Source organism: Rhizobium sp. 42MFCr.1 (assembly GCF_000377185.1).
Taxonomy (GTDB): domain Bacteria; phylum Pseudomonadota; class Alphaproteobacteria; order Rhizobiales; family Rhizobiaceae; genus Rhizobium; species Rhizobium altiplani.
This window is the reverse complement of record NZ_KB897819.1, coordinates 230,387-255,429: the sequence shown is the minus strand read 5'-3', so window position 1 is coordinate 255,429 and position 25,043 is coordinate 230,387. Positions and strand designations below refer to the sequence as shown.

The following is a 25,043-nucleotide window of genomic DNA, read 5'->3' as shown; positions in this document are numbered from 1 at the left end:
GTGCCATGTCCGAAACCGACTTGACGATCCACGAATTGAGGCGGCGCTTCGCCGATCGAAGCCTGTCTCCGCTTGAATATTGGCTGGCGCTGGAACGACACATTGAAGCGTGGGAGCCTGCCATCTGCGCGCTCTACGCCTATGACCCGGAGGCGGCGCGCAAGCAGGCGCAAGCGTCAAGCGACCGATGGATGAGGGGAGCAACGCTTGGGCTCCTCGATGGCATCCCGGCGACGCTGAAGGAACTGATCGCTACCAAGGGGCAGCCGGTGCCGCTCGGGACCAAGGCGGTCGAACTGCAGCCTGCGACCGAGGATGCGCCGGCCGCGGCCAGGTTGCGCGAGGACGGCGCGGTGCTCTTTGCGAAGACGACCTGCCCCGATTACGGGATGCTTTCCTCGGGTCTTTCCAGCTTCCACCCCCTAAGCCGCAATCCTTGGGATACCACGCAGAATCCCGGAGGATCGAGCGCCGGGGCGTCCGCTGCGGCCGCTGCGGGCTATGGGCCCCTGCACATCGGTACCGACATCGGTGGTTCGGTGCGCTTGCCGGCAGGCTGGACAGGGATCTTCGGCTTCAAGCCGAGCCACGGTCGCATCCCGATCGATCCGTTCTATGTCGGCCGTTGCGCCGGACCGATGACACGTACCGTCGAAGACGCGGCCCACGCGATGGCGACGCTCTCGCGTCCGGACTGGCGCGATGGCACCAGCCTGCCTCCAGCGGATCTCGATTGGATGGATCTTGAGATCGATGTTCGCGGATTGAAGATTGGGCTGATGCTTGATGCCGGCTGTGGCCTCGCGGTCGAGGACGAGGTGCGGGCGGCCGTTGAGGCTGCCGGCCGACGTTTTGAGGAGGCCGGCGCGATTGTCATCCCTGTTCAGCCTGTTCTGACGCGGGAGATGCTGGACGGGTTGGATAGCTTCTGGCGTGCGCGCTTCTGGGGCGAAATCGAGAAGCTAAGCCGTGAGCGCAGAAACAGCATCCTCCCCTACATTTACGCCTGGGCCGAGGGCGGCGCTTCCGTAAGCGGCGTGGACGCCGTCAGGGGCTTCAATCAGACGATCGAGATGCGCAGGAGTTGCGGTAGACTGTTCACGAAGGTCGACGCCGTGATTTCGCCAACCAACCCTATCGTCTCCTATCCGGCCGAATGGGCTTCGCCGACGAACGATCCCGCGCGTCCCTTCGAGCACATCTGCTTCACGGTGCCGTGGAACTTGTCCGAGCAGCCCGCCGCCTCGATCAATTGCGGCTTTTCGCGATCAGGGATGCCGATCGGGCTGCAGATCGTCGGCCCCCGCTTCAATGACATGTTCGTCTTGAAGCTGTCGAAGGCTTTTGAAACGTGGACGGGCGGGATCAGGTCATGGCCGAAGCCGCCGGTCAGATGACCGGGCGGCGATAGCCTGTCGGTTGCTCGTAGAGCCAGCCGATGCGTTTGATGGCATCCTGGAGGTTTTCGCGAGCCACGGTCATTGTATGGCCGTTGGCGTGGATGATCGTTTCCGGATCTTCCAGGATGGCAACGTGCCCCTTCCAGAAGACCAGATCGCCTCGGCGCAGGTCGGCCCGGTCGATCGGCTCGCCAAGGCCCGCCGCCTGCATGTCGGTGTCGCGCGGCACGCTTCGTCCCGTCATCAGCATCGAGAGCTGAACGAGGCCCGAACAGTCGATGCCAAGTCCGGAGCGACCACCCCAGAGGTAGGGGGTCTCAAGAAACCGGCTTGCGACGTCGACATAGTCGCCACCTTGAGCTTCGCCGATCGGCCGCACGTGCTTTGCGAAGATCGCCGTGCCGTCTTCCAGCATCACATAGTGGTTGCCGCGTGTTTCTGCCTCACCGACAATCCGGACGCGGCTGCCCATGGATAGGATGGATTGGTACGGTTTGCGCAGCTCCGCCTCTTGATAGAGGAAAGTCCGCTGGACCGTGACGACATGTGTCGGCGCAACAAGCACGTCCGAAAGGGCGGTCTCCGGCAGATAGCCGACATAGTTGTCGCCGCTGGCCTTGACCCAGCACCATCCGTCGGCGCGATCGTAGACGGTGACCTCCTCTCCGAGGAGCAGTTCCGTATCGATTCCCTTGGCGAGATCGGGCACTGGCCGCAAACCGATGACCGGCACGGCTACCCGGGCCGGTGTGCCGGCAACGAAGCGCAGGGCTTCCACACGTCCTTCCAGTCTCGCCTCGGCGAGATCCGGTCGGTAGGCATGCAAGCGGCGATCAAGCATCGTCATTGTATCCCTTTCACGGCGTCAGGCGGCGACCTTGGTCGCGCACGAGATCGCCAAGCTTTTCCAGATAGAGCGCCCCTCCGACGGTACGCTTTATCACGACATTTCGCCGGTCGCGTTCGTCGCGCACACGGTCGACCAGACCCATTTCCCCCATCGTATCCAAGGCCCGCGTGATGACAGGCTTGGTCACGTTGAGCGTCGCAGCTAGGCCGCGCACGGTATGCGGCGGCGGCACGAGATAGATATGCAGCAGGATCGCCATCTGGCGCAACGTCAAATCGCGATCATCGAGTCTGACCTGATCGAGCGTCACACCATGCCACAGGCCCAATGCCTGCGAAGCCGTCAGTGCGATCGGCATGGCTCCTCCGGAAACTCGTTACGCCCCACGTTCCATTTTCCGGCACGTGGTCGCGCAACGCAATGGGGCGGAAAATCTGACGCCCCAAAGGGTGAATAAAATTTTAACGATCGCGTTAACGCACACTTTGCCGGATGTGGTGATAGAGCGCACGAATGGCCTGCGCCTCGCCGCCGCCGGGGGAGTGCGGTCGTTCCGATGGCGCCCAGCCGTAGATATCGAAATGCGCCCAGCTTGTGGCGCTGGAGACGAAGCGCTTGAGGAACAGGGCGGCGGTGATTGCACCGGCCATGCCGCCCGCCGGCGCATTGGTGATGTCGGCAAACTTGGTGCGGATATCCTTTTCATAGCCGGCATAGAGCGGCAGTCGCCACAGGGGGTCGTCCGTCTCAAGGCTTGCTTCGGTCAAGTCCTCGGCGAGTTCGGCATCGTCGGTAAAGAAGGGCGGCAGGTCAGGACCGAGAGCCACGCGCGCCGCACCCGTCAGCGTCGCCATGTCGATCAGGAGGTCGGGAGCATCCTCGTCAGCGTAGGCAAGCGCATCTGCGAGGATCAACCGGCCTTCGGCGTCGGTATTGTCGATCTGTACCGTCAGCCCCTTGCGGCTCCGGTAGATGTCGCCCGGGCGGAAGGCGTTGGACGAGATCGAGTTTTCGACGACGGGAATGATAACCCTGAGATCGACCTTGAGCTTGGCGTCCATGATCATCAGCGCCAGCCCCATGACATTTGCCGCGCCGCCCATGTCCTTCTTCATCAGCAGCATCGAAGAGGCCGGCTTGATGTCGAGACCGCCGGTGTCGAAGCACACACCCTTGCCGACGAGCGTGATCTTGCGGTGACCCTTCTTGCCCCATCGCATTTCGAGCAGGCGCGGCGCATCGGCGCTCGCGCGGCCGACCGTATAGACCAGAGGGAAGTTCTGCCGCAGATCGTCACCGCTGACGACATTGATTTCCGCCTTGTAATGGGCGGCAAGCCCGCGGAAGGCGGCTTCCAGTTCGTTCGGTCCCATGTCGTTAGTCGGCGTGTTGATCAGGTCGCGCGCCAGGAAGACGCCGGCAAGCTGTCGCTTGATATCCGCTCCGTCAGCATCGCGCGGGATCATCAGCGTTGGAGCGGACGCCTTCTCCGACTTGTACCGGTCGAAGCGATAGCTGCCGAGGCCGAAGCCAAGCGAGAGACGGTTGGCCGTCAGCGGTGCGGTTTCGATGTGCCAGTCGCCGGCCGGCAGCGTGCGCGCAAGCTTACCGGTAATGTAAGGTTGCTCGGACGGATTGGTGCCGAGCCCGAACAACGCGCCCCCGAGATGACCGTCCTCTGTCGGAATGAGCAGCAGTGAGCCGCTTTCGGCCTTATATCCCGCCTTCTTGGCCCAATCGAGCGCGATGGGATCGATCGTGCCGGTTTCAATATGCGCCGGGGTGACGGCAAAGATCGGCAGGGTCGAGCCGCCCTTGGTGTTGAACGGGGTCGGTCTCTCGATGAACTGATAGGGTGCCATGTGTTTCCTTCGAGGCAAGTCCGGGAATCGCGTCTTAACGGTATGTTAGGGTTAACAGACTATTGCTGGAGTGAAGATTGCGTCAAAGCCTTTCCCTGTTCCGCTTTGAGGTCAGACGCCGATTCGGATCTCAGGGACACATGATGCCTGCTTCGGCCAATACTTCGCTCAAAACTCGGGTTTTTCAGGGCGCTTCGACCGCGCTCGTCGCCCTGGCACTCGCCGGCTGCACGACAACCAAGGATCGGATGACGACGGGATCGGTGCCGACCCTCGCCAAGCCGGTCGAAGCGATGAACGAAGCCGAGTTGCGCAGCTCGTCCGAGCGTGTCGGACAGGCCTACGAAAAGAACCCGCGCGATGCCGTCAATGGCGTGAACTATGCCAACCTCTTGCGCATGCAGGGCCGCGACGCCCAGGCGCTGGCGGTCATGCAGCAGGTTGCCATTGCCAACCCGACTGATCGAACCGTGCTCGCGGCCTACGGAAAGGCCCAGGCTGCCGCCGGTCAACTACAGCAGGCGCTTGATACGATCGGTCGCGCTCAGACGCCGGATCGTCCGGACTGGAAGCTCACATCGGCGGAGGGCGCGATCCTCGATCAGCTCGGCCGCTCTGCCGAAGCCCGCCAGCGCTATCGCGAAGCGCTCGACACCCAGCCGAACGAAGCATCGATCCTGTCGAACCTCGGTATGTCTTATGTGCTGACCGGTGACCTCCGAACGGCCGAGACCTATCTGCGTCAGGCCGCAGGCCAGCCCACCGCCGATAGTCGGGTCCGTCAGAATCTGGCGCTCGTCATTGGCCTTCAAGGCCGGTTCCCGGAAGCTGAAAAGATTGCGCGTGGCGAGCTTTCGCAAGAACAGGCTGACGCCAATGTCGCCTATCTGCGCTCTATGCTGTCACAGCAGAATTCCTGGCAAAAGCTTGCGGCCAAGGATAGCGGTAGCGGTCCCACCGCCACGAACTGACGTTAGCGGCCGGCTAGCCCCGAGGTGACAAGCTGCACGCCGAGGCCGGCCATGACCGTCCCTGCCAGGCGATCGATCCACGTCTTCGCAGCGAGGTAAAGCCGCCTCGGATGGCTGGCCGAGAATGCGAGCGCGACGATCGTGTACCAGCCGGCTTCGACGGCAAACACGCCGATCGGCAGCGAAAAAATCAGTCCAAGCGGAACCGTCTTCGGCAACAAGGCTGCGAAGATACTGGCGTAGACGACGATCGCCTTTGGGTTGCTGAGCTGTGTCAGCAGAGCGGTGATGAAGCTGCGGGCGAGTGAGCGATGGTCGCTTGCCGCGTCGCCGATATGGATCTGCTCGCGCGCGCCACGCCAGATCTTGAGGGCGATGTAGACGAGATAGGCGCCACCCGCCACCTTCAGCGCCAGATAAAGCCACTCGAATTGCGCAAGCAGTGCCGTCAGCCCCGCCAGCGCTAACGCGCTGAAGGCAACGCCGCCAATGCCCATGCCGAGTGCTGCCGCAAGCCCGTCCAGACGTGAACGCGACATTGCAATGCGTGAAACGAGGACAAAGCTCGGACCGGGGCTCATCGCCCCTATCGAAAGGGTGGCAATGATACTCAGGAAGATGCTTACAGACGACATCGCGGGCTCCAGCTGACTCGGAAAACGCCCGACCCTATGCCCAATGCGTGTAGATCGCCAGCCTCGTCGAAATACTAGAAGCGATCCGCGACCTGGATGCCAGCTGGCCCGAGGATGACGGCGACGAGAACCGGCAGGAAGAACAGGATCATCGGCACCGTGAGCTTCGGGGGAAGTGCCGCAGCCTTCTTCTCTGCCTCGTTCATGCGCTCGTCGCGGCCTTCCTGTGCGAGGACGCGCAGCGCCTGGGAAACCGGCGTGCCGTAGCGATCCGCCTGGATCAGGGCCTGGGTGACGGACTGCACCAGTGGGATCTGCGTGCGCAGGCCGAGGTTCTCAAGCGCAACCCGCCGATCGGGAAGGAAGGAAAGCTCGGCGGTCGTCAGAATCATCTCTTCCGCCAGCGCCGGCGAGGCCTCGCCGAGTTCTTCGGATACACGACGCATGGCGGCCTCGATCGAAATACCCGACTCGACGCAGATTAGCATCAGGTCGAGCGCGTCGGGCCAGGCACGCTTGATCGAGTGCTGGCGCTTTGACATGCGATTGGAGATGAAAATGTTCGGTGCATAGAAGCCCACATAGGCGATGCCGAGCGTCACCAGGAAGCGCATCGTCGTTGGCTTGTCGGCCAGATGATCGAGACCAAAGACCCAGAAAACTGCAAGGCCGAAGAACAGGAACGGCAACAGGAAGCGCGCGACAAGGAACATGTTCAAGGCATTTTCGGAACGAAACCCGGCTGCCCGGAGCTTGTTCATGGTGTTCTCGTCGACCAGTGCCTCGCGAAGGTTGAACTTCTCCACGATCTGTCGCACTGAGCGGTTGTTCTGGGTACGAAGGGAAGCTTTCCCGGCGGAATCGGTGTTCATGCGCGCGCGTTCGCGAGCGCGAATCTGCTCGCGCTCCGTCGATACGGCCTTCATGCGCTTGTTGAGGTCGCCGCGCTCGAAGAACGGGACAGCGATTGTATACAGGCTGGCGAAGACAGCGATCGCCACGAACACTGCGATCAGCATGGAGGGGTCTGTCAGTTTGGTCGCGAGGTCAGATGACACGCCCGTTCTCCACTAGATGTCGAAATTGACCATGTTGCGCATGACGAAAATGCCGATCGACATCCAGACCGCCGATATACCCATGATCAGGTGGCCGCGAGGGTCGGTGAAGAGGATCAGCATGTATTCCGGCGATGTCAGATAGACGAGGGTTGCAACGATGAACGGCAGCGCGCCGATGATGACGGCCGACGCCTTTGCTTCCATCGACAGTGCCTTGACCTTCGCCTTCATCTTCTTTCTGTCGCGCAGGACCTTTGCGAGGTTGCCGATGGCTTCAGAAAGGTTGCCGCCTGCCTGCGACTGGATCGCAATAACGATTGCAAAGAAGCTGACCTCCTGCAGAGGCATGAAATTGCTCATACGTGCACAGGCATCCGGTACGCTGAGGCCTACCTGCTGCGATTCGACGACGCGGCGAAATTCGCTCTTCACGGGATCCTTGCCCTCATTGGCGATGAGCCGGATGGCATCGTTCAAGGGCAGGCCTGATTTGATCGAGCGTACGATGACGTCGAGAGCGTTGGGAAACTCATCGAGAAACTTGTTCTGGCGCCGCTTGATCAGGAAGCCCAGTACCCAGCGCGGCATGCCAAGTCCCGCAATGATGGGCAGACCGAGCACGACCATGACAGGCGCATCGGCAAGGAAGGCAACGAACATCAAGACAAGGCCAACAATGGCGCTGAACATGTAAAACCGTCCCGGCGTGGTCTTGAGGCCGGCCTGGGTCAGCCGCGACTTCAGCGACAGCTTCCTCTTGGTGTTTTCCTGCTGGCGCTTCTCAAGGTCCTTCAGGTTGTCCTGCACCGATTTCCGGCGCTTCGACATTTCCTGGACGCGGTCGCGGGCTGCCTTGACGCCGGCCTTGTCAGCCTCCGCCGAAGCGACGCGGTTGACGCGATTGGCCGACTTCTTTTCGGTTTCCATCCGCGTGAAGAGAAGGCCATAGCAAACGGCGCCAGCCGCAATGGCGGCAAGCGCGACAATGGCCAACACAACAGGATCGAACCCGAACATCTCACTAATCCTTGGATTTCGCTTCCATTTCGTCGAGTGCCGCGGCAAGGCGCTTTTCTTCGTTGAAGTAGCGCGCGCGATCCCAGAAATGCGGCTTGCCGATACCGGTCGACTTGTGCCTGCCGATCAACTTGCCGGACGCATCCTCGCCGTCGATTTCGTAGCGCATCAGGTCCTGGGTGATGATGACGTCGCCTTCCATCCCGATCACCTCGGTGATCTGCGTGATGCGACGCGAGCCGTCGCGCAGGCGGGCCGCCTGGACGATGATGTCGATCGAACCGGAGATGATCTCGCGCACGGTCTTTGCCGGCAAAGTGAAACCGCCCATTGCGATCATCGACTCGATACGGCTCAGGCATTCGCGCGGCGAGTTCGAGTGGATCGTGCCCATCGAGCCGTCGTGACCGGTGTTCATTGCCTGCAACAGGTCAAAAACCTCCGGTCCGCGCACTTCGCCGACGATGATCCGCTCCGGACGCATACGCAGGCAGTTCTTGACGAGATCGCGCATGGTGATCTCGCCTTCGCCTTCGATGTTCGGTGGCCGGGTTTCGAGGCGTACCACGTGCGGCTGCTGCAGCTGCAGTTCTGCCGTGTCTTCGCAAGTGATGACGCGCTCGTCCACGTCGATGTAGCGGGTGAGGCAGTTGAGCAGCGTCGTCTTGCCCGAACCGGTACCGCCCGAAATGACGACGTTGCAGCGGACGCGGCCGATGATCTGGAGAAGCGTCGCTCCCTCAGGCGTGATGGCGCCGAAGCGAACGAGCTGTTCGAGGTTCAGCTTGTCCTTCTTGAACTTGCGGATGGTGAGTGCCGGCCCGTCGATCGCGAGCGGAGGCGCAATGACGTTGACACGGGAGCCGTCGGGCAGGCGGGCGTCGCAGATCGGACTTGATTCATCGACGCGGCGGCCGACCTGGCTAACGATGCGCTGGCAGATCGAGAGCAGCTGCGAATTGTCGCGGAAGCGGATTTCGGATTCGATGGTCTTGCCGCCGACTTCGATGAAGGTTTGGCCGGCGCCGTTGACCATGATGTCGGCGATATCGTCTCGGGCGAGCAACGGTTCGAGCGGGCCGTAACCGAGAACGTCGTTGCAGATGTCTTCGAGCAGTTCCTCCTGCTCGGAAATCGACATCGCAAAGTTCTTGATCGTGATGATGTCGTTCACGATGTCGCGGATTTCTTCGCGCGCGCTTTCTCCGTCGAGCTTGGCAAGCTGCGACAGATCGATCGTATCGATCAGCGCCGAGAAGACCTGCGCTTTCGTGTCGTAATATTCATCCGTGCGGGTCGGGCGCTTGCGCTGCGGCGTCTGCATCGGCGGCGGCGGAACCTGCTGGCGCGGGGGCTCGCGCTGCGGCTCGACCAGAATCGCAGGGGCAGACGGGGAGGGCTGTAGAACCGGCGGAGGCGGCGCGATGGTGCCGCCCGCCTTGCCAAAACCCTCGTTTCCGCGTTTTCCGAACATGCCTTATTCCAATCCGATCTTGGCGGGCGTCATTTGCGCTTCAGCAGGCCGAGCAATCCGCCCTTGCGTGCTTTCTTGATGGCAATCCGCCCGGTCACGATGTGCGATATCTGCGAGAATGTTTCCGCCGTCGGTGACTTTGCATCCATCTCCGAAATCATCCGGCCACTGTTGGCCGCGTTGCCGAAGAGGTTGGCATCGAAGGGGATGATCGCGATCGGATCGGTTTCCAGCGGACCGCAGAAATCGGCCGGACTGATCTCCGGCCGCTTCGGCATCCCGACCTGATTGAGGATCAGATGCGGCATCTTGTCGTTGGGCCGCATCTTGCGCAGCGCATCCATCATGTTCTTGGTGTTGCGCAGGTTGGCAAGATCGGGAGAGGCGCAGATGACGACCTCGTCCACGCTGGCCAGCACCGAGCGTGTCCATTCCGACCAGGCATGCGGTACGTCGAGCACGGTGATGGGGGCGTTGCGCTGCAGGACCTCAAGCACGGGCTGGAACGCCTGTCCTTCGAAATCATAGGCGCGGTCGAGAAGGGAAGGGGCCGCAAGCAGCGACAGATGCTCGGAGCACTTCGTCAGCAGGCGATCGAGAAACACTTCGTCCAGGCGTTCCGGCGCATAAACCGCCTCGGCGATGCCCTGGGTCGGGTCCTGGTCGAAATCGATATTGGCCGTGCCGTAGGGCAGGTCGAGGTCGGCCAGGATCGTTTCGGTCGAAAACAGATTGGAGATGCCGAAGGCGCAATTGTGGGCGATCGTTGAGGAACCGACGCCGCCCTTGGCGCCGATGAAGGCGAGGCTGCGGCCGAGCGGCTCGGCATCAGGGTCGACGAAGATCGTCGCCATCGCCATCATGATATCGGGCATGGCGACGGGCTGGACCATATACTCGGAAATGCCGTTGCGCACAAGTTCGCGATAGAGCGCGATGTCGTTGTGATAGCCGATGATGATGACCTTGGTGGACGGGTCGCAGACGGCGGCAAGCGGCGCCAGCTCGTTCAGCACACTTGCAGATACCGTCCTGGTTTCGAGAATGATCAGATTGGGCGTTGGCGCCGTGGCGAACATGTTAGCGGCCGCCGCAATGCCGCCGCTTGTGATGCGCAGGCTGACCTTCGACATGCGGCGGTCATGGCTGCAACGCTCCATGACACGCTGCAGTTCTTCGCTTTCGCAGAAGGCGTGGACCGATATGCGGGGCAAGGGCCGCATGTTCTCGAGCTCGGCCATACGAACGGCATCTTCTGCGTTGCGCAGCTCCGTCGTATTCTTGATCTCGTATTCGACTGTACTCATCGTTCGGTCCTAAACTGATCAGAAGCTGTTGGAGCTGCTGGTGACGTCTTCAATCGTGCTTGTCGTTTCGCGATACTCTTTGATCGCAGCGTTGCGGCGGGCCGCATCAATCGGGGTCATGCCGCGAGGCGCGATCAGGTCTTCCGGGTTTGCCACTTGTGCAGCCAGGTTGTTCTGCGTTGCACAACCGAAATTGTAATAATTCTGGTTGGTGAAATCGTTGATGATGTCTCTCGGCCATTGACCGCACTGCGACGTCATTGCTGTCGTGCCGACGAAAGTCAGGCGAATGGGCGCTGCGTCACCCGCGCCGGCCGCTCCGTAGGAACTGTTGACGATCTTGGAACTTGCGATGCCGCGGGCGGAAAGCTCAGCGCGTACCTGACCCCGCAGCTGCCGTGCTGCCGCCGCATTCGGCGATCCCTCGGGCGTCAGCAGATAAACCGGCCCGGTTGCCCGCGACGTGTAATTCTGCGCGAAGCCGCGGATCATGTCGCGCTGGGCGATGTTGAGGCGGCGGTCCGTCGACGCGACCGGGATATCGACCGATTGCTCTGCTTCGGCAACCACGATCGGGTGTCGCTGGCGATAGTCGTCGGGAATGCCACCGGTCGTCAGTTGGTCATGGGAGGCACAGCCGGAAAGCAGGGCGGCAGCCACCGCGATAAATGTCAGCAGCGATTTCGAACGGCGGGAATCATGTGCGGTGTTCTGCATGTGGGCCATCGGCTGATCTCTGTGTTGTGCCATTGCTGATCCTGCCGCGCTCATTTGTAGATGAACCCGATGGAGCCATGGAATTGCGCGTCGGCGACGGGCGTTTCACGGCCGCCGTAAACCTTGTTGACGCGATTGAGCAGGAAGGTCGCCGCGTCGTTTTCCGGGCTGAAGTTGTCGTCCGGGCGGCTGAGCTGATCGCGAGCAACCGGGCGAACGAGATAGGGCGTTGCAATGATGACAAGTTCGGTCTCATCACGCTCGACAGTGCGCTGCCGGAACAATGTGCCAAGCAGAGGGATCTTGTTGACACCCGGCGTGCCGTTCGAGGTCTGCAATACGTTGTCGCGGATCAGCCCAGCAAGCGCGATGGAGCCACCCGAGGGAAGCTCGACGGAGGTCTCGGCCGAACGGCGCTGGTAGGTTGGCGTTGAGCCGGAAACGGAAGGGGCGGGCTCCGATACGTTCGTCTTGATTTCTAGGCTGATTCGGCCGGAGGACAGGACGACCGGCTTGAAGGCGAGATTAATGCCGTAGTTGTAAGGAACGATCGTGACGTTGCCGTCATTGTCCGTCGTCGAATAAAGCACCTGGCCGCCGGAATTGAAGGTCGCTGCCTGGCCGGAAATCGCCGTTAGTGTCGGCTCGGCCAGCGTCTTCACGACCTTCGCTTGTTCAAGCGCGTTGAGATAGGTCGAGATATCGTATTTTCCGATCGAGCTCTTGAAGAGGGCCGCTAGGCCGCCGCCAACGATTGCGGCGGCGCTGTCGGAGCTCGGGGAGCCGAGCTGGGCAACCGAGAGACCCTTGGAATTGGAAACGAGATTGTTGAAGCCAAGCTGCTTCAGTACCTCTCTGCGAACTTCCGCGATGGTGACCTTCAGCGTGACCTGGTCTTCGCCCTGGATCTGCAGCAGATTGACGACCTGTGAGGTCTGGCGGCCTTCGGCGAAAAGGGCCACCGAACCGTCTCCGCCAGAAGCGCTGGCTGTTTCCGTACGCGTTGTTGCTTCGCCACCTTTCAGGAAGGCTTGCGCGAGGTCTGCGGCTTGTGCCGCGTCTTGCGGCGTGCGAACTGTGCCGGTTAGCACGATATTGTCGGACACGATCTCGACTTTGATGCAGGAGTCAGGGATGAAGCGCCGGAGATTGGCCTCCAGGCCGGCGACGTCGCGTTCGATCGCGATATCGAGACTGACGATCTGCTGCCCATCGGCGCCGAAAATGAATATGTTCGTCTGGCCAACCTGCTTACCGAACAGATAGATACGCCGCGAGCTACGGGTGACCGCGTCGGCCATGGAGGGGTCCGAGACGAGGATGTCATGTGCATCGACCGGAAGGTCAACGACAATCGCCTTCTTCAAACCGAGCTTCAGGCTGCGGTGTGCGCCAGGTCCAGCCTGGGTGATGTTAACGATCCCATCGGAAACCGCGTACGCAGCTCTTGCACCGAGAACAGGAGCGAGAACCCCCGGAGCGGCGCCCGTGAATGCGATCGCAAAGGACAAGCAACCTGCCATCAAGGGCTTTGTGTAGCGCTTCAAATTGCCCATTCCCATTTCCTTTACTCGGCCTTCGGCGCACTGCTGCTGTCTGTGACGATTGAGCCTGATTTGATGACTTGCACGATGGCGCTGCCATTATCGCCGCTGAGGAGGTAGTCAGCAGCGCTCGTATCCTGTTCCTGGGCGTCGGCAACGGAACGCAATGCCAGCGACAGCCGCTCAGCCATTTGCTGGGCAACGGCCAGTACCTTGGTCTGGTCGGGGGTTAGCTCGAGCGTTGCCGTGGTACCAACGACGGCTTTGGAGCCGTCTTCCTTTTCCTGGATCTGCTGGTCGATCGCGAGTACGCGCACATTGCTGAGCACAGTCTCGGTCAGATATTTGTCGGCTTCCTTCGATTTGCGGACCATGATCACGTCGACGCGGTCATTCGGCAGGATGAACCCGCCGGCACCTGTCGAAACCGAAATCTCGGTTGCGACGGCACGTTTTCCGGAGGGCAGGAGGGAGGACAGGATGCGGCTGTTCGAATCCGCGATCTTTTCCGCTCGGATCGGCTCGCCCTCGAAAATCGGCAGGCGAACGACAGCGCCCTGCAGGTCTTTCAGGGCATCTGGCTTGTCGGTTTCGGTAATGAAGCCCTGGACGACGCCGCTCTGCGGCCAGGCCATCCAGTGAACGGCTTTATCATCCAATCGTGCGCCGACCGGGAGGTTGGCACCGGAGACCAGTATTTTGATGGTCGGCTCTTTCTCGACGACTGATTTGACCTGGGTGACAACGGAGCCACGACCCGCGAGGCTCATCGCCAGCACGCCAGCAAGGCCGGCCGCAACGACAGCGACTCCTAGTATCAAAAGGCGGGCGGGCTTCATTAATCATTCCTCAGGGATTCGCAATACCCGAAGAATGGCCTGCAATTGGTATAATTATAGTTAATGAAAGCCTTCGATTTTAAGTTAACGGAGGATTAACTTGCCGTTACTTCAGGCCCTCAAGTGCCATAAGAAAAAGCGGTGAAGAGGGAAAGGCCACGAAGCCGCCGATCGCGATCGCGATGCCATAGGGAATCTTCTTAGCGAGCAGGATAGAACTCGGAACCGGCAGCCCGATTGCAAGGATTGTATTTGCCTGTGTGCGAATAATCAGGATCATCAGCGTTGCGAGACCGCCAATGATGCTTACAAAGATGAGGAATTCGACGAGCGCGGGATTGAACCCAAACCAGAGCGATGTCGCTGCAAGCAGCTTTGCGTCACCGCCGCCCATGATGTTGAGGGCGAACAGAGCAAAGCATACGCCGAGAACGGAAAGAGCGGCGACGACATGCATGCTGATTAGCGAAAGGGGCATTGCCGTCAATGGCGCTATGATTGCAAAGGCAAGTGCAAGAATTATCGATGCCCGATTCGGGATCGTCATCGTAAAGAGGTCGGAGAATGCCGCGATGGCAAGGCAAAGCGGGAAGACTACGAGGACTGCAGCTACGATCATTGTGCCACCGTACTAAAGACAAAAGGCTCACCCGTTTGTGTGCGAGTGAGCCGTTTTTGGTTGGCGTCGGGCGCCTGGGCGCAAAACGCCGATTACTGCCCTGTCTGCGCTGCAGCCTTCGTCGCGGCATCTTCCATGCTGCCGGAAATGCCCATGAAGACAGTGTTCAGTTTGCTGCCCACTGCGGTTGCGCCGGTGATCAGCGCAACAGAGATAAGCGCTGCGATCAGGCCATATTCAATTGCGGTCGCGCCGGATTCGTCCTTGAGAAAACGGCTAACAAGCTTGGTCATGGTAACTCCTAACTCCAGTTGATGTTCAGCAGTCCGCCAACTGTTGCCGTTGATCGGATTGCAACAATTTAGCGCGGGCCTGTTTCCATCAACTTAAAGAGTTAGGTTACCGTCCGGTAAATTATGACCGATGCCTGAGGATGGTAAGTATTCCCTATCGCAATTGTTAAGAGTTTTATAGAAACGTCCTGCGCGCCCGGTAGTAAAGGCGTTTGATGCTAGGGAATGTCCTCGTGCCGATATTCGATGGCGGTGAAAAGGCTAATGCCCTCGAAGCCCCTGTCGCAATGTGGCTCATAAAACTGGCGTCTTCGATAAACCATAATAGGCTTAAGACTTCATTCACCAATTTTTCTCATGCTGCTTGGTGAAAATCGCCGTAACCCGAGAGAGAATCAAATGTCGCCGAGTGGCAAGAGGATCATCCTGGCCAGCTTTTTTGCCGCCCTCGGCCTTGGCGGATCCGCGCTCGCGCAACAGGACATTCTGCGGGTCTACATGGATCAAGCCCGCGTTCTGAAACTCGATCGTCCAGTGAGCAAGGTCATCGTCGGAAACGCCAAGGTTGCCGACGCAACCGTGGCGGATTCCAAGACGATCGTCCTGACCGGGCGCAGTTTCGGAACAACCAATCTTGTGCTGCTTGATGCGGATGGCAACGCAATACTGGATGAGAGCATCCTGGTGTCGATTGATGAGGCCAACACTGTTCGCGTTTTTCGCCAAACGGAGCGCTCTGTTCTTTCTTGTACTCCGAATTGCGAACAGCATAGCCAACAAGGCACAGAGACCGCAACGGCAAGCCAGCAATAGCTGCTGAGTATCTGCGAATTCCGTTTGACTTCTGATCCGGCTCAACGCACCCAACTTGCTGCCGAACGGCAGCACGATCACGATCAGCCACAGTCATTTCTTTCTCCCCGTGGGAGCACCACGATAGCGTGCGGCGATTGCTGACGCGTCAGCCTCGTTTGCCAAGTCCGCTCGGCCGTTATAAGGCTTGAGAAGTGGCCCGCGATGCGCGGGACGTCAATTTCCTGTCGCTAGGTGGTGCATGGCGCGAGCCTTTCTTTTCGTTCTGGATTCCTTTGGTGTCGGCGGCGCGCCGGATGCGGCAGCCTATGGCGACGAAGGCGCTGACACGCTGGGGCATATCGCGGAATTCTGCGCTGCCGGTGCGGGCGATCGCGAGGGATTGCGCTCAGGCCCGCTCCAGCTTCCGAATATGTCGGCACTTGGCCTGGTCCATCTCGCCAAGGCGGCGTCTGGCAGGTTTCCGGCCGGAATGCCGGTGCCGGAGAAGGTGTACGCGATGTACGGTTCCGCCAGCGAGGTCTCGCGTGGCAAGGACACTCCGTCCGGCCATTGGGAAATCGCCGGAACACCGGTAACGTTTGACTGGGGTTACTTTCCGACAGAGGGCGATGCCTTTCCGCCGCAGCTTGTCGAGGCGCTCTGCAGGGCGGCCGACATTCCCGGGATACTCGGCAACTGCCACGCCTCTGGTACCGACATCATTGCCCGCCACGGCGAAGAGCATATCCGGACCGGAAAGCCGATCTGCTACACCTCGTCCGACTCTGTCTTCCAGGTTGCCGCGCATGAGACGCATTTCGGCCTCGACCGGCTCATGACCTTCTGCACGATCGCCCGGGCGCTGCTCGATGATTACAATATTGGCCGCGTCATCGCACGACCATTCGTCGGCGAAACCGCTTCCAAGTTTCAGCGCACCGGAAACCGTCGCGACTTTTCGGTGCCGCCGCCGGAACCGACGCTTCTCGACCGGCTGGTCAAGGAAGGGCGCAAGGTCCATGCCATCGGCAAGATCGGCGACATCTTCGCGCATAAGGGCGTCTCGCGGGTTATCAAGGCCAATGGCAATGAGGCTTTGATGGACGCCAGCCTTGCGGCGATGGATTCCGCCGAGGATGGCGAACTGGTTTTCACCAATTTCGTAGATTTCGACATGGTCTACGGCCATCGCCGGGATGTCGCCGGCTATGCCGCAGCGCTTGAGGCCTTTGATAGCAGGCTTCCCGAAGTGGGTGGCAAGTTGAAGCCCGGCGACCTCGTCATCCTGACCGCCGACCACGGCTGCGATCCGACGTGGCGCGGCACCGATCACACGCGCGAGCGCGTGCCGATCATTGCCTACGGGCCGGGACTGCGTTCTCGCGATATTGGCATTCGCGCCACTTATGCGGATATCGGCGAGACGATTGCCCGCCATCTGCGCATTCCGGCGGGCGCGCACGGGAGAAGCTTTCTATGACATCGCATTTGAAGAAAGTCGAGCTGCACTGCCATCTGGAAGGAGCGGCGCCGCCGACGCTCACCGTGGCGCAGGCTCGCAAGTATAACATCGACATCAGCCCCTACCTCGCTGACGGCACCTATGTCTGGCATGATTTCGCGAGCTTTCTGGAGTGTTACGACAAGGTCTCGGAGGTCTACAAGACCGAGGAAGACTACGCACTGCTGACGGAAACCTATCTCGATGAGCTTGCCGCGGTCGGTACGATCTACAGCGAGCTGATCGTCTCCCCCGATCACGGCAAGCGGATCGGGCTTGGAGCGGATGCCTACATCGAGGGCGTGTGCGAAGGCGTGCGTCGTGCAAAGGCGAAAAGCGACATCGAGGCACGCCTGATTGTCACCGGAGAGCGTCATTTCGGCCCGGAGAGCGTCATCGGCGCCGCCGAATATGCTGCCAAAGCGAAGAATCCGCTTATCACTGGGTTCAATCTTGCAGGTGAGGAACGGATGGGTCGGGTTGCCGACTATGCGCGTGCCTTCGACATCGCGCGCGATGCAGGCCTCGGCCTCACTATTCACGCCGGCGAGGTGTGCGGTGCGTTCAGCGTCGCCGATGCGCTCGACGTTGTCAGGCCTTCCAGGATCGGCCATGGCGTCCGGGCGATCGAGGACCTTGATCTCGTCAAGCGGCTCGCCGATCTCGGAACGGTGCTGGAGGTATGCCCCGGCTCCAATATTGCACTAAACGTCTTTCCGGATTTCGCTTCTCATCCGTTGCGAAAGCTCAAGGCGTCAGGTGTTCGCGTGACGATCAGTTCGGACGACCCGCCCTTCTTCCATACTTCGCTGAAGCGTGAGTACGAATTGGCCGCCGACGCCTTCGGTTTCAGCGATGCTGCGATCAACGAGATGACCCGCACGGGAATTGAGGCAGCTTTCGTCGACGAGCCGACGCGACAGGCGCTCTTCGCCCGGATGTAATCCGGCTAGCCCTGGGGATCGATGCTGCAAAATTGCCTCCGCTCTTGCGGTGAAGGCAATTTCCATGGAAGAAACATCCGATAAGAACAACGATAGGAAGGCTCGGCCATGGACGGCGTAACGGTCATCGATCACCCGCTTGTGCAGCACAAACTCACGATCATGCGGCGTAAGGAGACATCGACCGGGAGTTTCCGTCGGCTCCTGCGCGAAATCTCCACCTTGCTCTGCTACGAAGTGACCCGTGATCTCGAACTCACCATGGAGACCATCGAGACGCCCCTGCAGACGATGGAGTCGCCGATCCTGGAAGGCAAGAAGCTCGTCTTTGCTTCGATCCTCCGTGCCGGCAACGGCCTTCTCGAAGGCATGCTCGACCTTGTGCCGTCGGCGCGCGTTTCGCATATCGGCGTCTACCGTGACCATGAAACGCTGCAGCCGGTCGAGTATTACTTCAAGGCTCCCGAGGATATCTCCGAACGCTTGATCATCGTCGTCGACCCGATGCTCGCCACCGGCAACTCGTCGATCGCGGCGATCGACAAGCTCAAGGAGCGCGGCGCCCATAACATTCGCTTCCTCTGCCTTCTTGCGGCGCCAGAGGGCATCAAGAATTTCCGCGAGGCGCATCCAGATGTGCCCGTCTTCACCGCTTCGATCGATAGCCATCTGAACGAGAAGGGCTACATCATGCCTGGTCTCGGCGATGCCGGCGATCGCATGTACGGCACGAAGTAATTCGTCATCTGTTTACCATTCGGATGCAGTCGATGGTCCGGACACGCGTGCCGGACCATTTGCTTTGCAGGCATTAGCAACTTGTCAGCGATTAGGGAGTAGGACGTGTAAGCATGGCCACGCATGACGCGGGGTTTATACAGGAAGGATTTCTGTCCCGATGCTCGTGCGTACCGTCATTTTTGCAAGCGTGGCTGCGGTGCTTGCAACACAGATACCGACCCTCATGGGAAAACGCAGCGGCGAAATGGTCGCCTCGGCCAATTTCGTAACCGACAATGCAGAACAGGGGCGAGCCGCGGCAAGTGGCGGCACAATGCGCCTGCGGGCTGATGCTCAAGGCCACTATTCCGGCGATTTCAGAATCAATGGTCGTCAGGTGCAGGGCCTGATCGATACCGGCGCGACCTACGTCGCTCTGAATGAGAGCTTCGCTCGACGCCTGGGTTATACGGGCAACCAGCTTGATTTCCGCTACTCGGTCGACACAGCCAACGGGAAGACGAAGGCAGCGCACGTGACATTGGATCGGGTGGAGATTGGCGGCATCCGCGTGCGTGATGTGGAGGCCTTTGTGCTGAAGGATGGCGCCCTGTCCTCCACGCTCGTCGGCATGAGCTTCCTGCGCAAGCTCGCTTCCTATTCCGTTGCCGATGGATCGCTCAGTTTGAAGCAATAGGCGTCAGGGCGCCGATGGCCGGTTTCTTGCCTCGTCGGCCGTCAGCGCGCTCTCCCGGGTGCCGGAGACAATTATCTCCAGGACCTCGTGCTCGTCGGTGTTCTTGACGTAGCGGTCACCGACATATTCACCGCGCTTGAGGACCATGACGCGATCGCCGACGGCGAAAATGTCGACGAGGCGGTGTGAGATGATGATCTGGGCAACGCCTTGTTTCTTCAACTCCAGCATGGTTTCGAGCAGCCGCTCGGTCGCCATGACCGAAAGATTGGCGGTCGGCTCGTCGAGAATGACAACGCGCGGCTCGAAGGAGATCGCGCGGGCGATCGCCACGGACTGCTGGCGGCCGCCCGACAGGCTCTCGACCTTCTGATAGACGGAATTCACGTCGACCTTGAGCCGCTTCAACACGTTGTCCGCTTCGGCATACATTTTTTGCCGATCGACGAAGGGGCCTCTGAGAGGCCAGCGGCCGAGAAAAATGTTCTGGCCGACATCCATGTTCCCGCAGAGCGCGAAGTCCTGATAGATCATCTCGATCCCTGCGTCGCGGCTCTCGTGCGGGCTTTTGAAAGAGACCGGCTGCCCCGCGACCAGGATTTCGCCGGAGTCGCGCTGATAGGCGCCTGTCAGGATCTTCATCAGCGTCGACTTGCCGGCAGAGTTGTCCCCGACCAGGCCAAGAATCTCCCCGGGATAGAGCACGAGATCGACCTTGCGGAGCGCCTGCACGGCTCCGAAAGCCTTTTCGATGCCCCGCATTTCCACAATCGGCCGCGAAGGCGTCACGTCAGCCATGGATGGCTTCTCCCGTTCGTGCTGCTGTCGTGAAACGACCGCGCAGGCGCGCAAAGATATTCGCCTGCCGCACCCATATGTCGATCAGCACTGCCACAATGAGGATGACCCCGATGAAGACATTGATCCAGTGCTGGGGCATGCTGAAGCCTTGGACATTGAGTTGCAGGAGCGCGCGGACAAGCGTTATTACAGCCGCGCCTGCAAGCGAGCCGATCATCGTGCCGTAGCCGCCGAAGATTGATCCGCCGCCGATGATCACGGAGGCAATGGCGTCAAGCTCGCGGAACTGGCCGGCAACCGGGTTGAAGCTGCGGAAATAAGCGACGTTGATGATCCCGGCCATGGTTGCGCAGAACGCGGACAGTACTAGTGCAATGAAGCGAACACGGTTGGTATTGATGCCGGCGTAGGCGGCAGCGCGGACATTTCCGCCTGCTGCACAGACCTTCAGCCCAAATGGTGTGTAGGCAAGCACGATGCCGGCGATGAGGGCGACGAAAAACATGAAGATCGTCTGGATGCTGACGACCTCGGCTACCGTACGGATCATCCCCGGGGGCAGCGAAACACCGAAATGCAGGAAAATGTCGTTCACCTTGCGGCCAAGCAGGTTGTAGCCTTCCGGCCAGCCGGTCAGCTGCTGGCCGGCGACAAACCAAGCGGCAAGACCTCGGGCAATGTAGAACATGCCGAGCGTGGCAATGAAGGCGGGCAGCTTGAAGCCGACGGTGATGACGGCATTGACAAGGCCGGCAGCCGTCCCCGCAAGCAGACCCATCGCCACGGCAGTGAATGGATCGGCGCCCAGCACCTTGAGGAAATAGGCGGCCGTGCTGCCGGCGAGCGCAAGCACCGAGCCAACGGAGAGATCGATATCACCGGCCGCAATGACATAGGTGAGCCCGACGGTAACGAGCGCCAGCTCTGTGTAGTTGAGCAGGATCGCGAAGGTGTTGGGCAGGTTCCACCAGTAGTCTGGCCTTAGCGCCAGGCCGGTCAGCCAGAGCAGCACCGTCAGGATGATGGCGAGTGCGTCGCGCCGTGCAAGGAACTTGCCGAGCCCCGTGGCCGAGAGCGCCATGTCGGCCGCCATCGCCCCTTTGGTCTGCACGCCTTCCAGAGCGACGCCGCCGGTTTCGTAGGCCGGCGGCGGTGGCCGACCGCGGAGCCAGGCCCAGAACCGGGCCGCGATCTGGCGTCGAATGAGGAAGGGCTCGATCAGCACGGCCACGACCAGAAGCAGCCCCAGGAAGACCATGACGGCACCGGCTGGCAAGGTGAACCTGGCGCCGACGGCAACGCTCTCTCCATCGATGATGACGGTCCGCGTGATCGGCCAACCTTCGCGCAGCACCTTGTCGATCAGCACAACGACTGTCGCGCCAAGGCAGGACCCGAGCACGCGCCCGCGCCCGCCAAGGATCGACGCACCGCCGATGACGACAGATGCGATCACGGTAAGCTCCCAGCCGACGCCGTAAAGAGGGGTGACGCCCTTGTCCTGCGCCGCAGCCAGAAGACCGGAAAGGGTCGCGCAGAGCGACGAGATCAGGTAGGCGCGAATTCGCACCCACTGGGTGTTGATGCCGGCATAGGCTGCGGCCTGCTCGTTGCCGCCGGTCGCGAAGGTCTCATAGCCCCAGCGGGTCTTGGCAAGCACATAGGCGCCGATGACAGCTACGAGGAGGAAGATCGCGATCTGGTTATTGAAGCCGAGAGCGTTGATCTCTCCGAGATGAAAGAAGAGCGGATAGTCTGCCGCCTTGCCGGAGTAGTAGATCGCTTGGCCATGCGTGAGCGCAAGAACGAAGCCTCGACCGATAAAGAGCATCGTCAGCGTTGCAATGAACGCGGGCACTTTCAGCATCGTCACGAGGACGCCGTTGACGAGGCCAATCACCGTGCCGAGCAGCACACAGAAGATCACCGACTCGATGACGCCGAAGTCGAGAACATCAGACGCAAAGAGCCTCGCAAAAACGACGGCGATCAGGCCGTAGGTCGAGCCGACCGAAAGATCCAGGTCCTTGTTGGCGATGACAAAGGTCATTCCGACCGCGATTATCCCGACACGGGACGTGTCGCGAAGTAGCGCCAACAGGGCCTCCGTTGATCCAAAGAAGGCCGGATTGACGATAGCCCCGCCGAGGTAGAGCAAGGCGAGGAAGATCAGCAGCCCAGCCTCCCAGCCGCCGACGAGCTGGGGCGGCGCACGGCCTAGCGATGTCGTCGTGGGCGCCATGGTGTCTGCCGATCAATCTCGCCGTCGCGATGCGGGAGGCTTGCACCTCCCGCGTCGATTTCAGGCGTTTCGGAGCGTTAGTTTTCGAAGCGCTTGCCAACCTTTGCGACGTTCTCCTTCGTCACCAACTGGGCACGCGTGTCCAGGTTGGCGGCGGAAATGCCGCGATCGATCTGCAGGTAAAGCTGCATGACAGGCCAGAAGCCCTGCAGGAAGGGTTGCTGTCCCAGCGAACCGGTCAGGTTTCCGGCGGCGATTCCCTCCTGCTGTGCCGGGCCGAGGTCGAACCCGAATGCGCAGAGCTTGCCGGTCTTGCCCATCTGTGCGACGGCCTTGACGAGCGGTGGCGTGAAGACGTTGTTGGCGGTGAAGGCACCGACCACGTCACCACGGGATTCGAAGAGCGAAACAAGCGCGTTGACCGGATCGTTGGGGTTCGTGTCGATGCCGACGTTCTCCGGTCCAGCGTCAACCTTGAAAGCGTCAAGCTTGCCGGCCTCCTTCAATGTTTTGACGATGGCGTTGAAAGCGGAGGTGACCCGGTTGTTGACCTCGATGTTGCCCATCGCAGTTGACGACGGCAACAGAATAGAGCCGCTGGTTGCGCCGCTCGCAATCACACAATTGGCAAGAGCCTCGCCGCCGATTGCCGCGGCCGATGCGTCCTGACCAGTATGGCTGATGGCACTGCGATGCAGGATGGTTGCATCGAATGAGTTGGTTGTGGCGATCGGTATGCCGGCCGCCTCGGCAGCTTTGACGATGTCGTTGTAGGCGCCGACCTGCGGCGTCGTCATAATGATGCCGTCGATCGTCGGATCTTGGACGATCTGGTTGAGGATCTCGATTGCGCGCGCCGGATCGTCAACTGGCGATTCCGAGCCGAGCAGCAGGATCTTGGCGCCGATCATGTTGCCGGCGACGGTTGCGCCGACATAGACGGGATCAAAAAAGCCATTGCCTGCCGTATGAGTCACGATCGCGAAGGTCAAATGACCGTCCGCCGAATGGAAGTTCTTCGTGTTGGGATCTTCCTTGGCAGCTTCGGCAAAATTATAGCCGCCAACTGCTTTCTCGACGCTGCCCGACTGCGCAAATGCATGCGAGACGCCGAGCGATAGTAGCGCGGCTGACACCGCGTACAGCAAAGTCCGCCTCATGATTAGTCCTCCCTTGAGTCAAGGAAGGAAAGCCGTTCGAGCGCAATTTACAGAGAGTGAGGGCCGAAGGCTTCCTCCCATACGCTAATATTCTGCGCAATTCCGATGCAAGTAAACGGCGAACTCATCGTAAGGGCGAAATTGTTTGCCTCCAAAACATCCCCTGGTTGTTTTTGATGACAAAATAGCCGTTGAAGTCGTGGTTACTGGCTCTCAGGGGATGGATGCGCTTCCTGGCGAAGCCTGCCTCCTTTTCGGAACGCGATCCTTAGCTTGCTGAAAGAGCCACGATGCGCTCGTAAATGACGGCGGGGGTGGCAGGCTGGTGTTCGTCGATCCGGTAATGTTTGGCGAGGGCGGCAACCGCCGCATCTGCTGAATCCGCGCTTGAGGCATGCACAAGCGCGATGGGGTCGCCTTTCTCTACACGCGTGCCAAGCGGCAGAATGTCGGATATCCCGACGCGATGATCGATCCTGTCGGCGGGATGACGCCGTCCGCCGCCGAGGTCGACGACGGTCATGCCGATCTCCCGTACGTCGCAGCCGGAAAGCCAACCGGACCGAGGTGCGGGGACAGGTTTCGTCAGCGGCGCCTCGACGAGGTACTTGTCCGGTGCCTCCAACAGATCCGAGGGGCCGCCGAGGCGGCTGACCATGCGGGCAAAGCTTTCGGCGGCCTTGCCCGTAGAAAGCGCGTCCACGGCTTTTGCCTCACCGTCCTGAAGTGACGACACCACACCTGACTTCGCCAGCATCTCGGCTGCGAAGGCCAGCACGGCAGCCTCCAAGCGGGTGTTCTTCTTCTTGCCCGCTAGAAAATCCAGACAGTTTCGGATCTCGACGGCGTTTCCGGCAGCATCCGCCAGCGGCTGGTTCATGTCGGTAATCAGGGCCGATGTCCTGACGCCTGCACTGTTGGCGACATCGACAAGGGCGCGGGCCAGCATCTCGGCATCGTCAGGCTCGGCCATGAACGCGCCCGTGCCGACCTTGACGTCGAGCACCAGCGTCTGCAGACCGGCCGCAAGCTTCTTCGAAAGGATCGAGGCGGTGATGAGGGGAATCGAGTCAACGGTCGCCGTCACATCCCGGACAGCGTAAAGCTTGCCGTCGGCTGGAGCGAGGGAGCCGGTTTGGCCGATGATGGCGCAGCCGACATCCTTCACGACCTTGCGGAAAACTGTTGCGTCAGGGGTGATGGTATAGCCAGGAATGGCTTCGAGCTTATCCAGCGTCCCGCCGGTATGGCCGAGACCACGCCCTGATATCATCGGAACGGCGAGGCCGCACGCTGCCGCGATCGGTGCGAGCATCAGGGAAACATTGTCCCCGACGCCGCCTGTCGAGTGCTTGTCGGCAATAGGTCTGTCTATGTCTGCCCAGCTCAGTGTGTCGCCCGAGCGGGCCATTGCCAGCGTCAGCGCCACGACCTCGTCGCGCGACATACCCTTGAACCAGACCGCCATGGCGAAGGCGCCGATCTGCCCCTCGGAGAGCTGACCGGCCACAAGTGCGGCAATGAACGATTGGATATCCTCTTCGGAAAGCGTTCCGCCATTTCGCTTCTGGCGGATGATCTCCTGGGGGATCAT

24 protein-coding genes are annotated in these 25,043 nt (G+C 60.5%); 7 read left to right on the top strand and 17 right to left on the bottom strand.

Annotated features, from left to right (window positions below; translation table 11 throughout):
* The first annotated feature begins 5 nt into the window (after positions 1-5).
* Entirely contained in the window at positions 6-1,397 is a 1,392-nt protein-coding gene (locus tag C934_RS0103595) for an amidase (RefSeq protein WP_018855330.1), read from the top strand.
* Here the strand turns inward: C934_RS0103595 and C934_RS0103590 are convergent.
* The 3 genes from C934_RS0103590 to C934_RS0103580 all read right to left on the bottom strand — a co-directional run bounded on the left by C934_RS0103590 (position 1,390) and on the right by C934_RS0103580 (position 4,112).
* Positions 1,390-2,247, bottom strand: a complete 858-nt coding sequence (locus C934_RS0103590) for a C40 family peptidase (RefSeq protein ID WP_018855329.1) — start codon at positions 2,245-2,247, stop codon at positions 1,390-1,392. The two genes, C934_RS0103595 and C934_RS0103590, sit on opposite strands and share 8 nt — an antisense overlap.
* Positions 2,248-2,257: 10 nt before the next feature.
* Complete coding sequence (locus C934_RS0103585) at positions 2,258-2,608, bottom strand: MarR family transcriptional regulator (RefSeq protein WP_018855328.1); 351 nt, start codon at positions 2,606-2,608, stop codon at positions 2,258-2,260.
* A 115-nt stretch (positions 2,609-2,723) separates the two neighbouring features.
* Complete coding sequence (locus C934_RS0103580; protein WP_018855327.1) at positions 2,724-4,112, bottom strand: leucyl aminopeptidase; 1,389 nt, start codon at positions 4,110-4,112, stop codon at positions 2,724-2,726.
* Between the two features lie 143 nt (positions 4,113-4,255).
* On the opposite strand from C934_RS0103580, the gene C934_RS0103575 reads away from it, so the two are divergent.
* Positions 4,256-5,083, top strand: coding sequence for a tetratricopeptide repeat protein (locus C934_RS0103575; protein ID WP_026371531.1), 828 nt, complete (start codon positions 4,256-4,258; stop codon positions 5,081-5,083).
* Positions 5,084-5,085: 2 nt separating this feature from the next.
* Here the strand turns inward: C934_RS0103575 and C934_RS0103570 are convergent, their stop codons facing one another.
* The 10 genes from C934_RS0103570 to C934_RS0103525 all read right to left on the bottom strand — a co-directional run bounded on the left by C934_RS0103570 (position 5,086) and on the right by C934_RS0103525 (position 14,589).
* On the bottom strand, positions 5,086-5,718 hold the full coding sequence (locus C934_RS0103570) for a LysE family translocator (RefSeq protein ID WP_018855325.1): 633 nt from the start codon (positions 5,716-5,718) through the stop codon (positions 5,086-5,088).
* A 74-nt stretch (positions 5,719-5,792) separates the two neighbouring features.
* Positions 5,793-6,776, bottom strand: a complete 984-nt coding sequence (locus tag C934_RS0103565; protein ID WP_018855324.1) for a type II secretion system F family protein — start codon at positions 6,774-6,776, stop codon at positions 5,793-5,795.
* A gap of 12 nt (positions 6,777-6,788) precedes the next feature.
* Positions 6,789-7,796: a type II secretion system F family protein gene (locus C934_RS0103560; protein WP_018855323.1), complete on the bottom strand. Its 1,008-nt coding sequence runs from the start codon at positions 7,794-7,796 to the stop codon at positions 6,789-6,791.
* A gap of 4 nt (positions 7,797-7,800) precedes the next feature.
* Entirely contained in the window at positions 7,801-9,270 is a 1,470-nt protein-coding gene (locus tag C934_RS0103555) for a CpaF family protein (RefSeq protein ID WP_018855322.1), read from the bottom strand.
* Between the two features lie 29 nt (positions 9,271-9,299).
* Positions 9,300-10,577 carry an AAA family ATPase gene (locus C934_RS0103550; RefSeq protein WP_018855321.1) on the bottom strand — a complete coding sequence of 426 codons (1,278 nt, stop codon included), beginning with the start codon at positions 10,575-10,577 and terminating at the stop codon, positions 9,300-9,302.
* A gap of 18 nt (positions 10,578-10,595) precedes the next feature.
* The gene (locus C934_RS0103545) at positions 10,596-11,327 is read right to left on the bottom strand and encodes a CpaD family pilus assembly protein (protein ID WP_026371530.1); all 732 of its coding nucleotides are present in this window, start codon (positions 11,325-11,327) and stop codon (positions 10,596-10,598) included.
* A gap of 17 nt (positions 11,328-11,344) precedes the next feature.
* On the bottom strand, positions 11,345-12,856 hold the full coding sequence (locus C934_RS0103540; RefSeq protein WP_442965916.1) for a type II and III secretion system protein family protein: 1,512 nt from the start codon (positions 12,854-12,856) through the stop codon (positions 11,345-11,347).
* A 5-nt stretch (positions 12,857-12,861) separates the two neighbouring features.
* Positions 12,862-13,677, bottom strand: coding sequence for a Flp pilus assembly protein CpaB (gene cpaB / locus C934_RS0103535; protein ID WP_018855318.1), 816 nt, complete (start codon positions 13,675-13,677; stop codon positions 12,862-12,864).
* Between the two features lie 106 nt (positions 13,678-13,783).
* Positions 13,784-14,296: an A24 family peptidase gene (locus C934_RS0103530; RefSeq protein ID WP_018855317.1), complete on the bottom strand. Its 513-nt coding sequence runs from the start codon at positions 14,294-14,296 to the stop codon at positions 13,784-13,786.
* A gap of 92 nt (positions 14,297-14,388) precedes the next feature.
* A complete protein-coding gene (locus C934_RS0103525; protein ID WP_018855316.1) occupies positions 14,389-14,589 on the bottom strand; it encodes a Flp family type IVb pilin in 201 nt (66 codons plus the stop codon).
* Between the two features lie 399 nt (positions 14,590-14,988).
* Here C934_RS0103525 and C934_RS0103520 point away from each other — a divergent pair, with 399 nt between their 5' ends.
* The 5 genes from C934_RS0103520 to C934_RS0103500 all read left to right on the top strand — a co-directional run bounded on the left by C934_RS0103520 (position 14,989) and on the right by C934_RS0103500 (position 19,246).
* Entirely contained in the window at positions 14,989-15,402 is a 414-nt protein-coding gene (locus C934_RS0103520; RefSeq protein ID WP_018855315.1) for a pilus assembly protein N-terminal domain-containing protein, read from the top strand.
* Between the two features lie 241 nt (positions 15,403-15,643).
* Positions 15,644-16,864 carry a phosphopentomutase gene (locus C934_RS0103515; protein WP_018855314.1) on the top strand — a complete coding sequence of 407 codons (1,221 nt, stop codon included), beginning with the start codon at positions 15,644-15,646 and terminating at the stop codon, positions 16,862-16,864.
* On the top strand, positions 16,861-17,829 hold the full coding sequence (locus C934_RS0103510; protein WP_018855313.1) for an adenosine deaminase: 969 nt from the start codon (positions 16,861-16,863) through the stop codon (positions 17,827-17,829). The genes C934_RS0103515 and C934_RS0103510 overlap by 4 nt, the downstream gene beginning before the upstream one ends.
* A gap of 108 nt (positions 17,830-17,937) precedes the next feature.
* Positions 17,938-18,567 (top strand): uracil phosphoribosyltransferase, encoded by a 630-nt coding sequence (upp, locus tag C934_RS0103505; protein WP_018855312.1) that lies wholly within the window; start codon positions 17,938-17,940, stop codon positions 18,565-18,567.
* 160 nt (positions 18,568-18,727) lie between these two features.
* On the top strand, positions 18,728-19,246 hold the full coding sequence (locus tag C934_RS0103500; protein WP_018855311.1) for a TIGR02281 family clan AA aspartic protease: 519 nt from the start codon (positions 18,728-18,730) through the stop codon (positions 19,244-19,246).
* Positions 19,247-19,249: 3 nt separating this feature from the next.
* Here the strand turns inward: C934_RS0103500 and C934_RS0103495 are convergent, their stop codons facing one another.
* The 4 genes from C934_RS0103495 to deoA form a co-directional block, all read right to left on the bottom strand.
* Positions 19,250-20,044 carry an ATP-binding cassette domain-containing protein gene (locus tag C934_RS0103495; protein WP_018855310.1) on the bottom strand — a complete coding sequence of 265 codons (795 nt, stop codon included), beginning with the start codon at positions 20,042-20,044 and terminating at the stop codon, positions 19,250-19,252.
* The gene (locus C934_RS0103490; protein ID WP_018855309.1) at positions 20,037-22,289 is read right to left on the bottom strand and encodes an ABC transporter permease; all 2,253 of its coding nucleotides are present in this window, start codon (positions 22,287-22,289) and stop codon (positions 20,037-20,039) included. Before C934_RS0103490 ends, C934_RS0103495 begins: the two co-directional genes overlap by 8 nt.
* 77 nt (positions 22,290-22,366) lie before the next feature.
* Positions 22,367-23,449 carry a substrate-binding domain-containing protein gene (locus tag C934_RS0103485; protein ID WP_018855308.1) on the bottom strand — a complete coding sequence of 361 codons (1,083 nt, stop codon included), beginning with the start codon at positions 23,447-23,449 and terminating at the stop codon, positions 22,367-22,369.
* Positions 23,450-23,717: 268 nt separating this feature from the next.
* Positions 23,718-25,043, bottom strand: coding sequence for a thymidine phosphorylase (gene deoA, locus C934_RS0103480; protein WP_018855307.1), 1,326 nt, complete (start codon positions 25,041-25,043; stop codon positions 23,718-23,720).

Bases quoted from the DNA above. Each gene is read 5' to 3' on its own strand.
- C934_RS0103485 (WP_018855308.1), bottom strand. From the start codon at position 23,449: ATGAGGCGGACTTTGCTGTACGCGGTGTCAGCCGCGCTACTATCGCTC.
- C934_RS0103555 (WP_018855322.1), bottom strand. From the start codon at position 9,270: ATGTTCGGAAAACGCGGAAACGAGGGTTTTGGCAAGGCGGGCGGCACC.
- C934_RS0103500 (WP_018855311.1), top strand. From the start codon at position 18,728: ATGCTCGTGCGTACCGTCATTTTTGCAAGCGTGGCTGCGGTGCTTGCA.
- C934_RS0103550 (WP_018855321.1), bottom strand. From the start codon at position 10,577: ATGAGTACAGTCGAATACGAGATCAAGAATACGACGGAGCTGCGCAAC.
- deoA (WP_018855307.1), bottom strand. From the start codon at position 25,043: ATGATCCCCCAGGAGATCATCCGCCAGAAGCGAAATGGCGGAACGCTT.
- C934_RS0103515 (WP_018855314.1), top strand. From the start codon at position 15,644: ATGGCGCGAGCCTTTCTTTTCGTTCTGGATTCCTTTGGTGTCGGCGGC.
- C934_RS0103490 (WP_018855309.1), bottom strand. From the start codon at position 22,289: ATGGCGCCCACGACGACATCGCTAGGCCGTGCGCCGCCCCAGCTCGTC.
- upp (WP_018855312.1), top strand. From the start codon at position 17,938: ATGGACGGCGTAACGGTCATCGATCACCCGCTTGTGCAGCACAAACTC.
- C934_RS0103570 (WP_018855325.1), bottom strand. From the start codon at position 5,718: ATGTCGTCTGTAAGCATCTTCCTGAGTATCATTGCCACCCTTTCGATA.
- C934_RS0103520 (WP_018855315.1), top strand. From the start codon at position 14,989: ATGTCGCCGAGTGGCAAGAGGATCATCCTGGCCAGCTTTTTTGCCGCC.
- cpaB (WP_018855318.1), bottom strand. From the start codon at position 13,677: ATGAAGCCCGCCCGCCTTTTGATACTAGGAGTCGCTGTCGTTGCGGCC.
- C934_RS0103590 (WP_018855329.1), bottom strand. From the start codon at position 2,247: ATGACGATGCTTGATCGCCGCTTGCATGCCTACCGACCGGATCTCGCC.
- C934_RS0103530 (WP_018855317.1), bottom strand. From the start codon at position 14,296: ATGATCGTAGCTGCAGTCCTCGTAGTCTTCCCGCTTTGCCTTGCCATC.
- C934_RS0103560 (WP_018855323.1), bottom strand. From the start codon at position 7,796: ATGTTCGGGTTCGATCCTGTTGTGTTGGCCATTGTCGCGCTTGCCGCC.
- C934_RS0103525 (WP_018855316.1), bottom strand. From the start codon at position 14,589: ATGACCAAGCTTGTTAGCCGTTTTCTCAAGGACGAATCCGGCGCGACC.
- C934_RS0103585 (WP_018855328.1), bottom strand. From the start codon at position 2,608: ATGCCGATCGCACTGACGGCTTCGCAGGCATTGGGCCTGTGGCATGGT.
- C934_RS0103495 (WP_018855310.1), bottom strand. From the start codon at position 20,044: ATGGCTGACGTGACGCCTTCGCGGCCGATTGTGGAAATGCGGGGCATC.
- C934_RS0103580 (WP_018855327.1), bottom strand. From the start codon at position 4,112: ATGGCACCCTATCAGTTCATCGAGAGACCGACCCCGTTCAACACCAAG.
- C934_RS0103545 (WP_026371530.1), bottom strand. From the start codon at position 11,327: ATGGCACAACACAGAGATCAGCCGATGGCCCACATGCAGAACACCGCA.
- C934_RS0103540 (WP_442965916.1), bottom strand. From the start codon at position 12,856: ATGGGAATGGGCAATTTGAAGCGCTACACAAAGCCCTTGATGGCAGGT.
- C934_RS0103595 (WP_018855330.1), top strand. From the start codon at position 6: ATGTCCGAAACCGACTTGACGATCCACGAATTGAGGCGGCGCTTCGCC.
- C934_RS0103510 (WP_018855313.1), top strand. From the start codon at position 16,861: ATGACATCGCATTTGAAGAAAGTCGAGCTGCACTGCCATCTGGAAGGA.
- C934_RS0103575 (WP_026371531.1), top strand. From the start codon at position 4,256: ATGCCTGCTTCGGCCAATACTTCGCTCAAAACTCGGGTTTTTCAGGGC.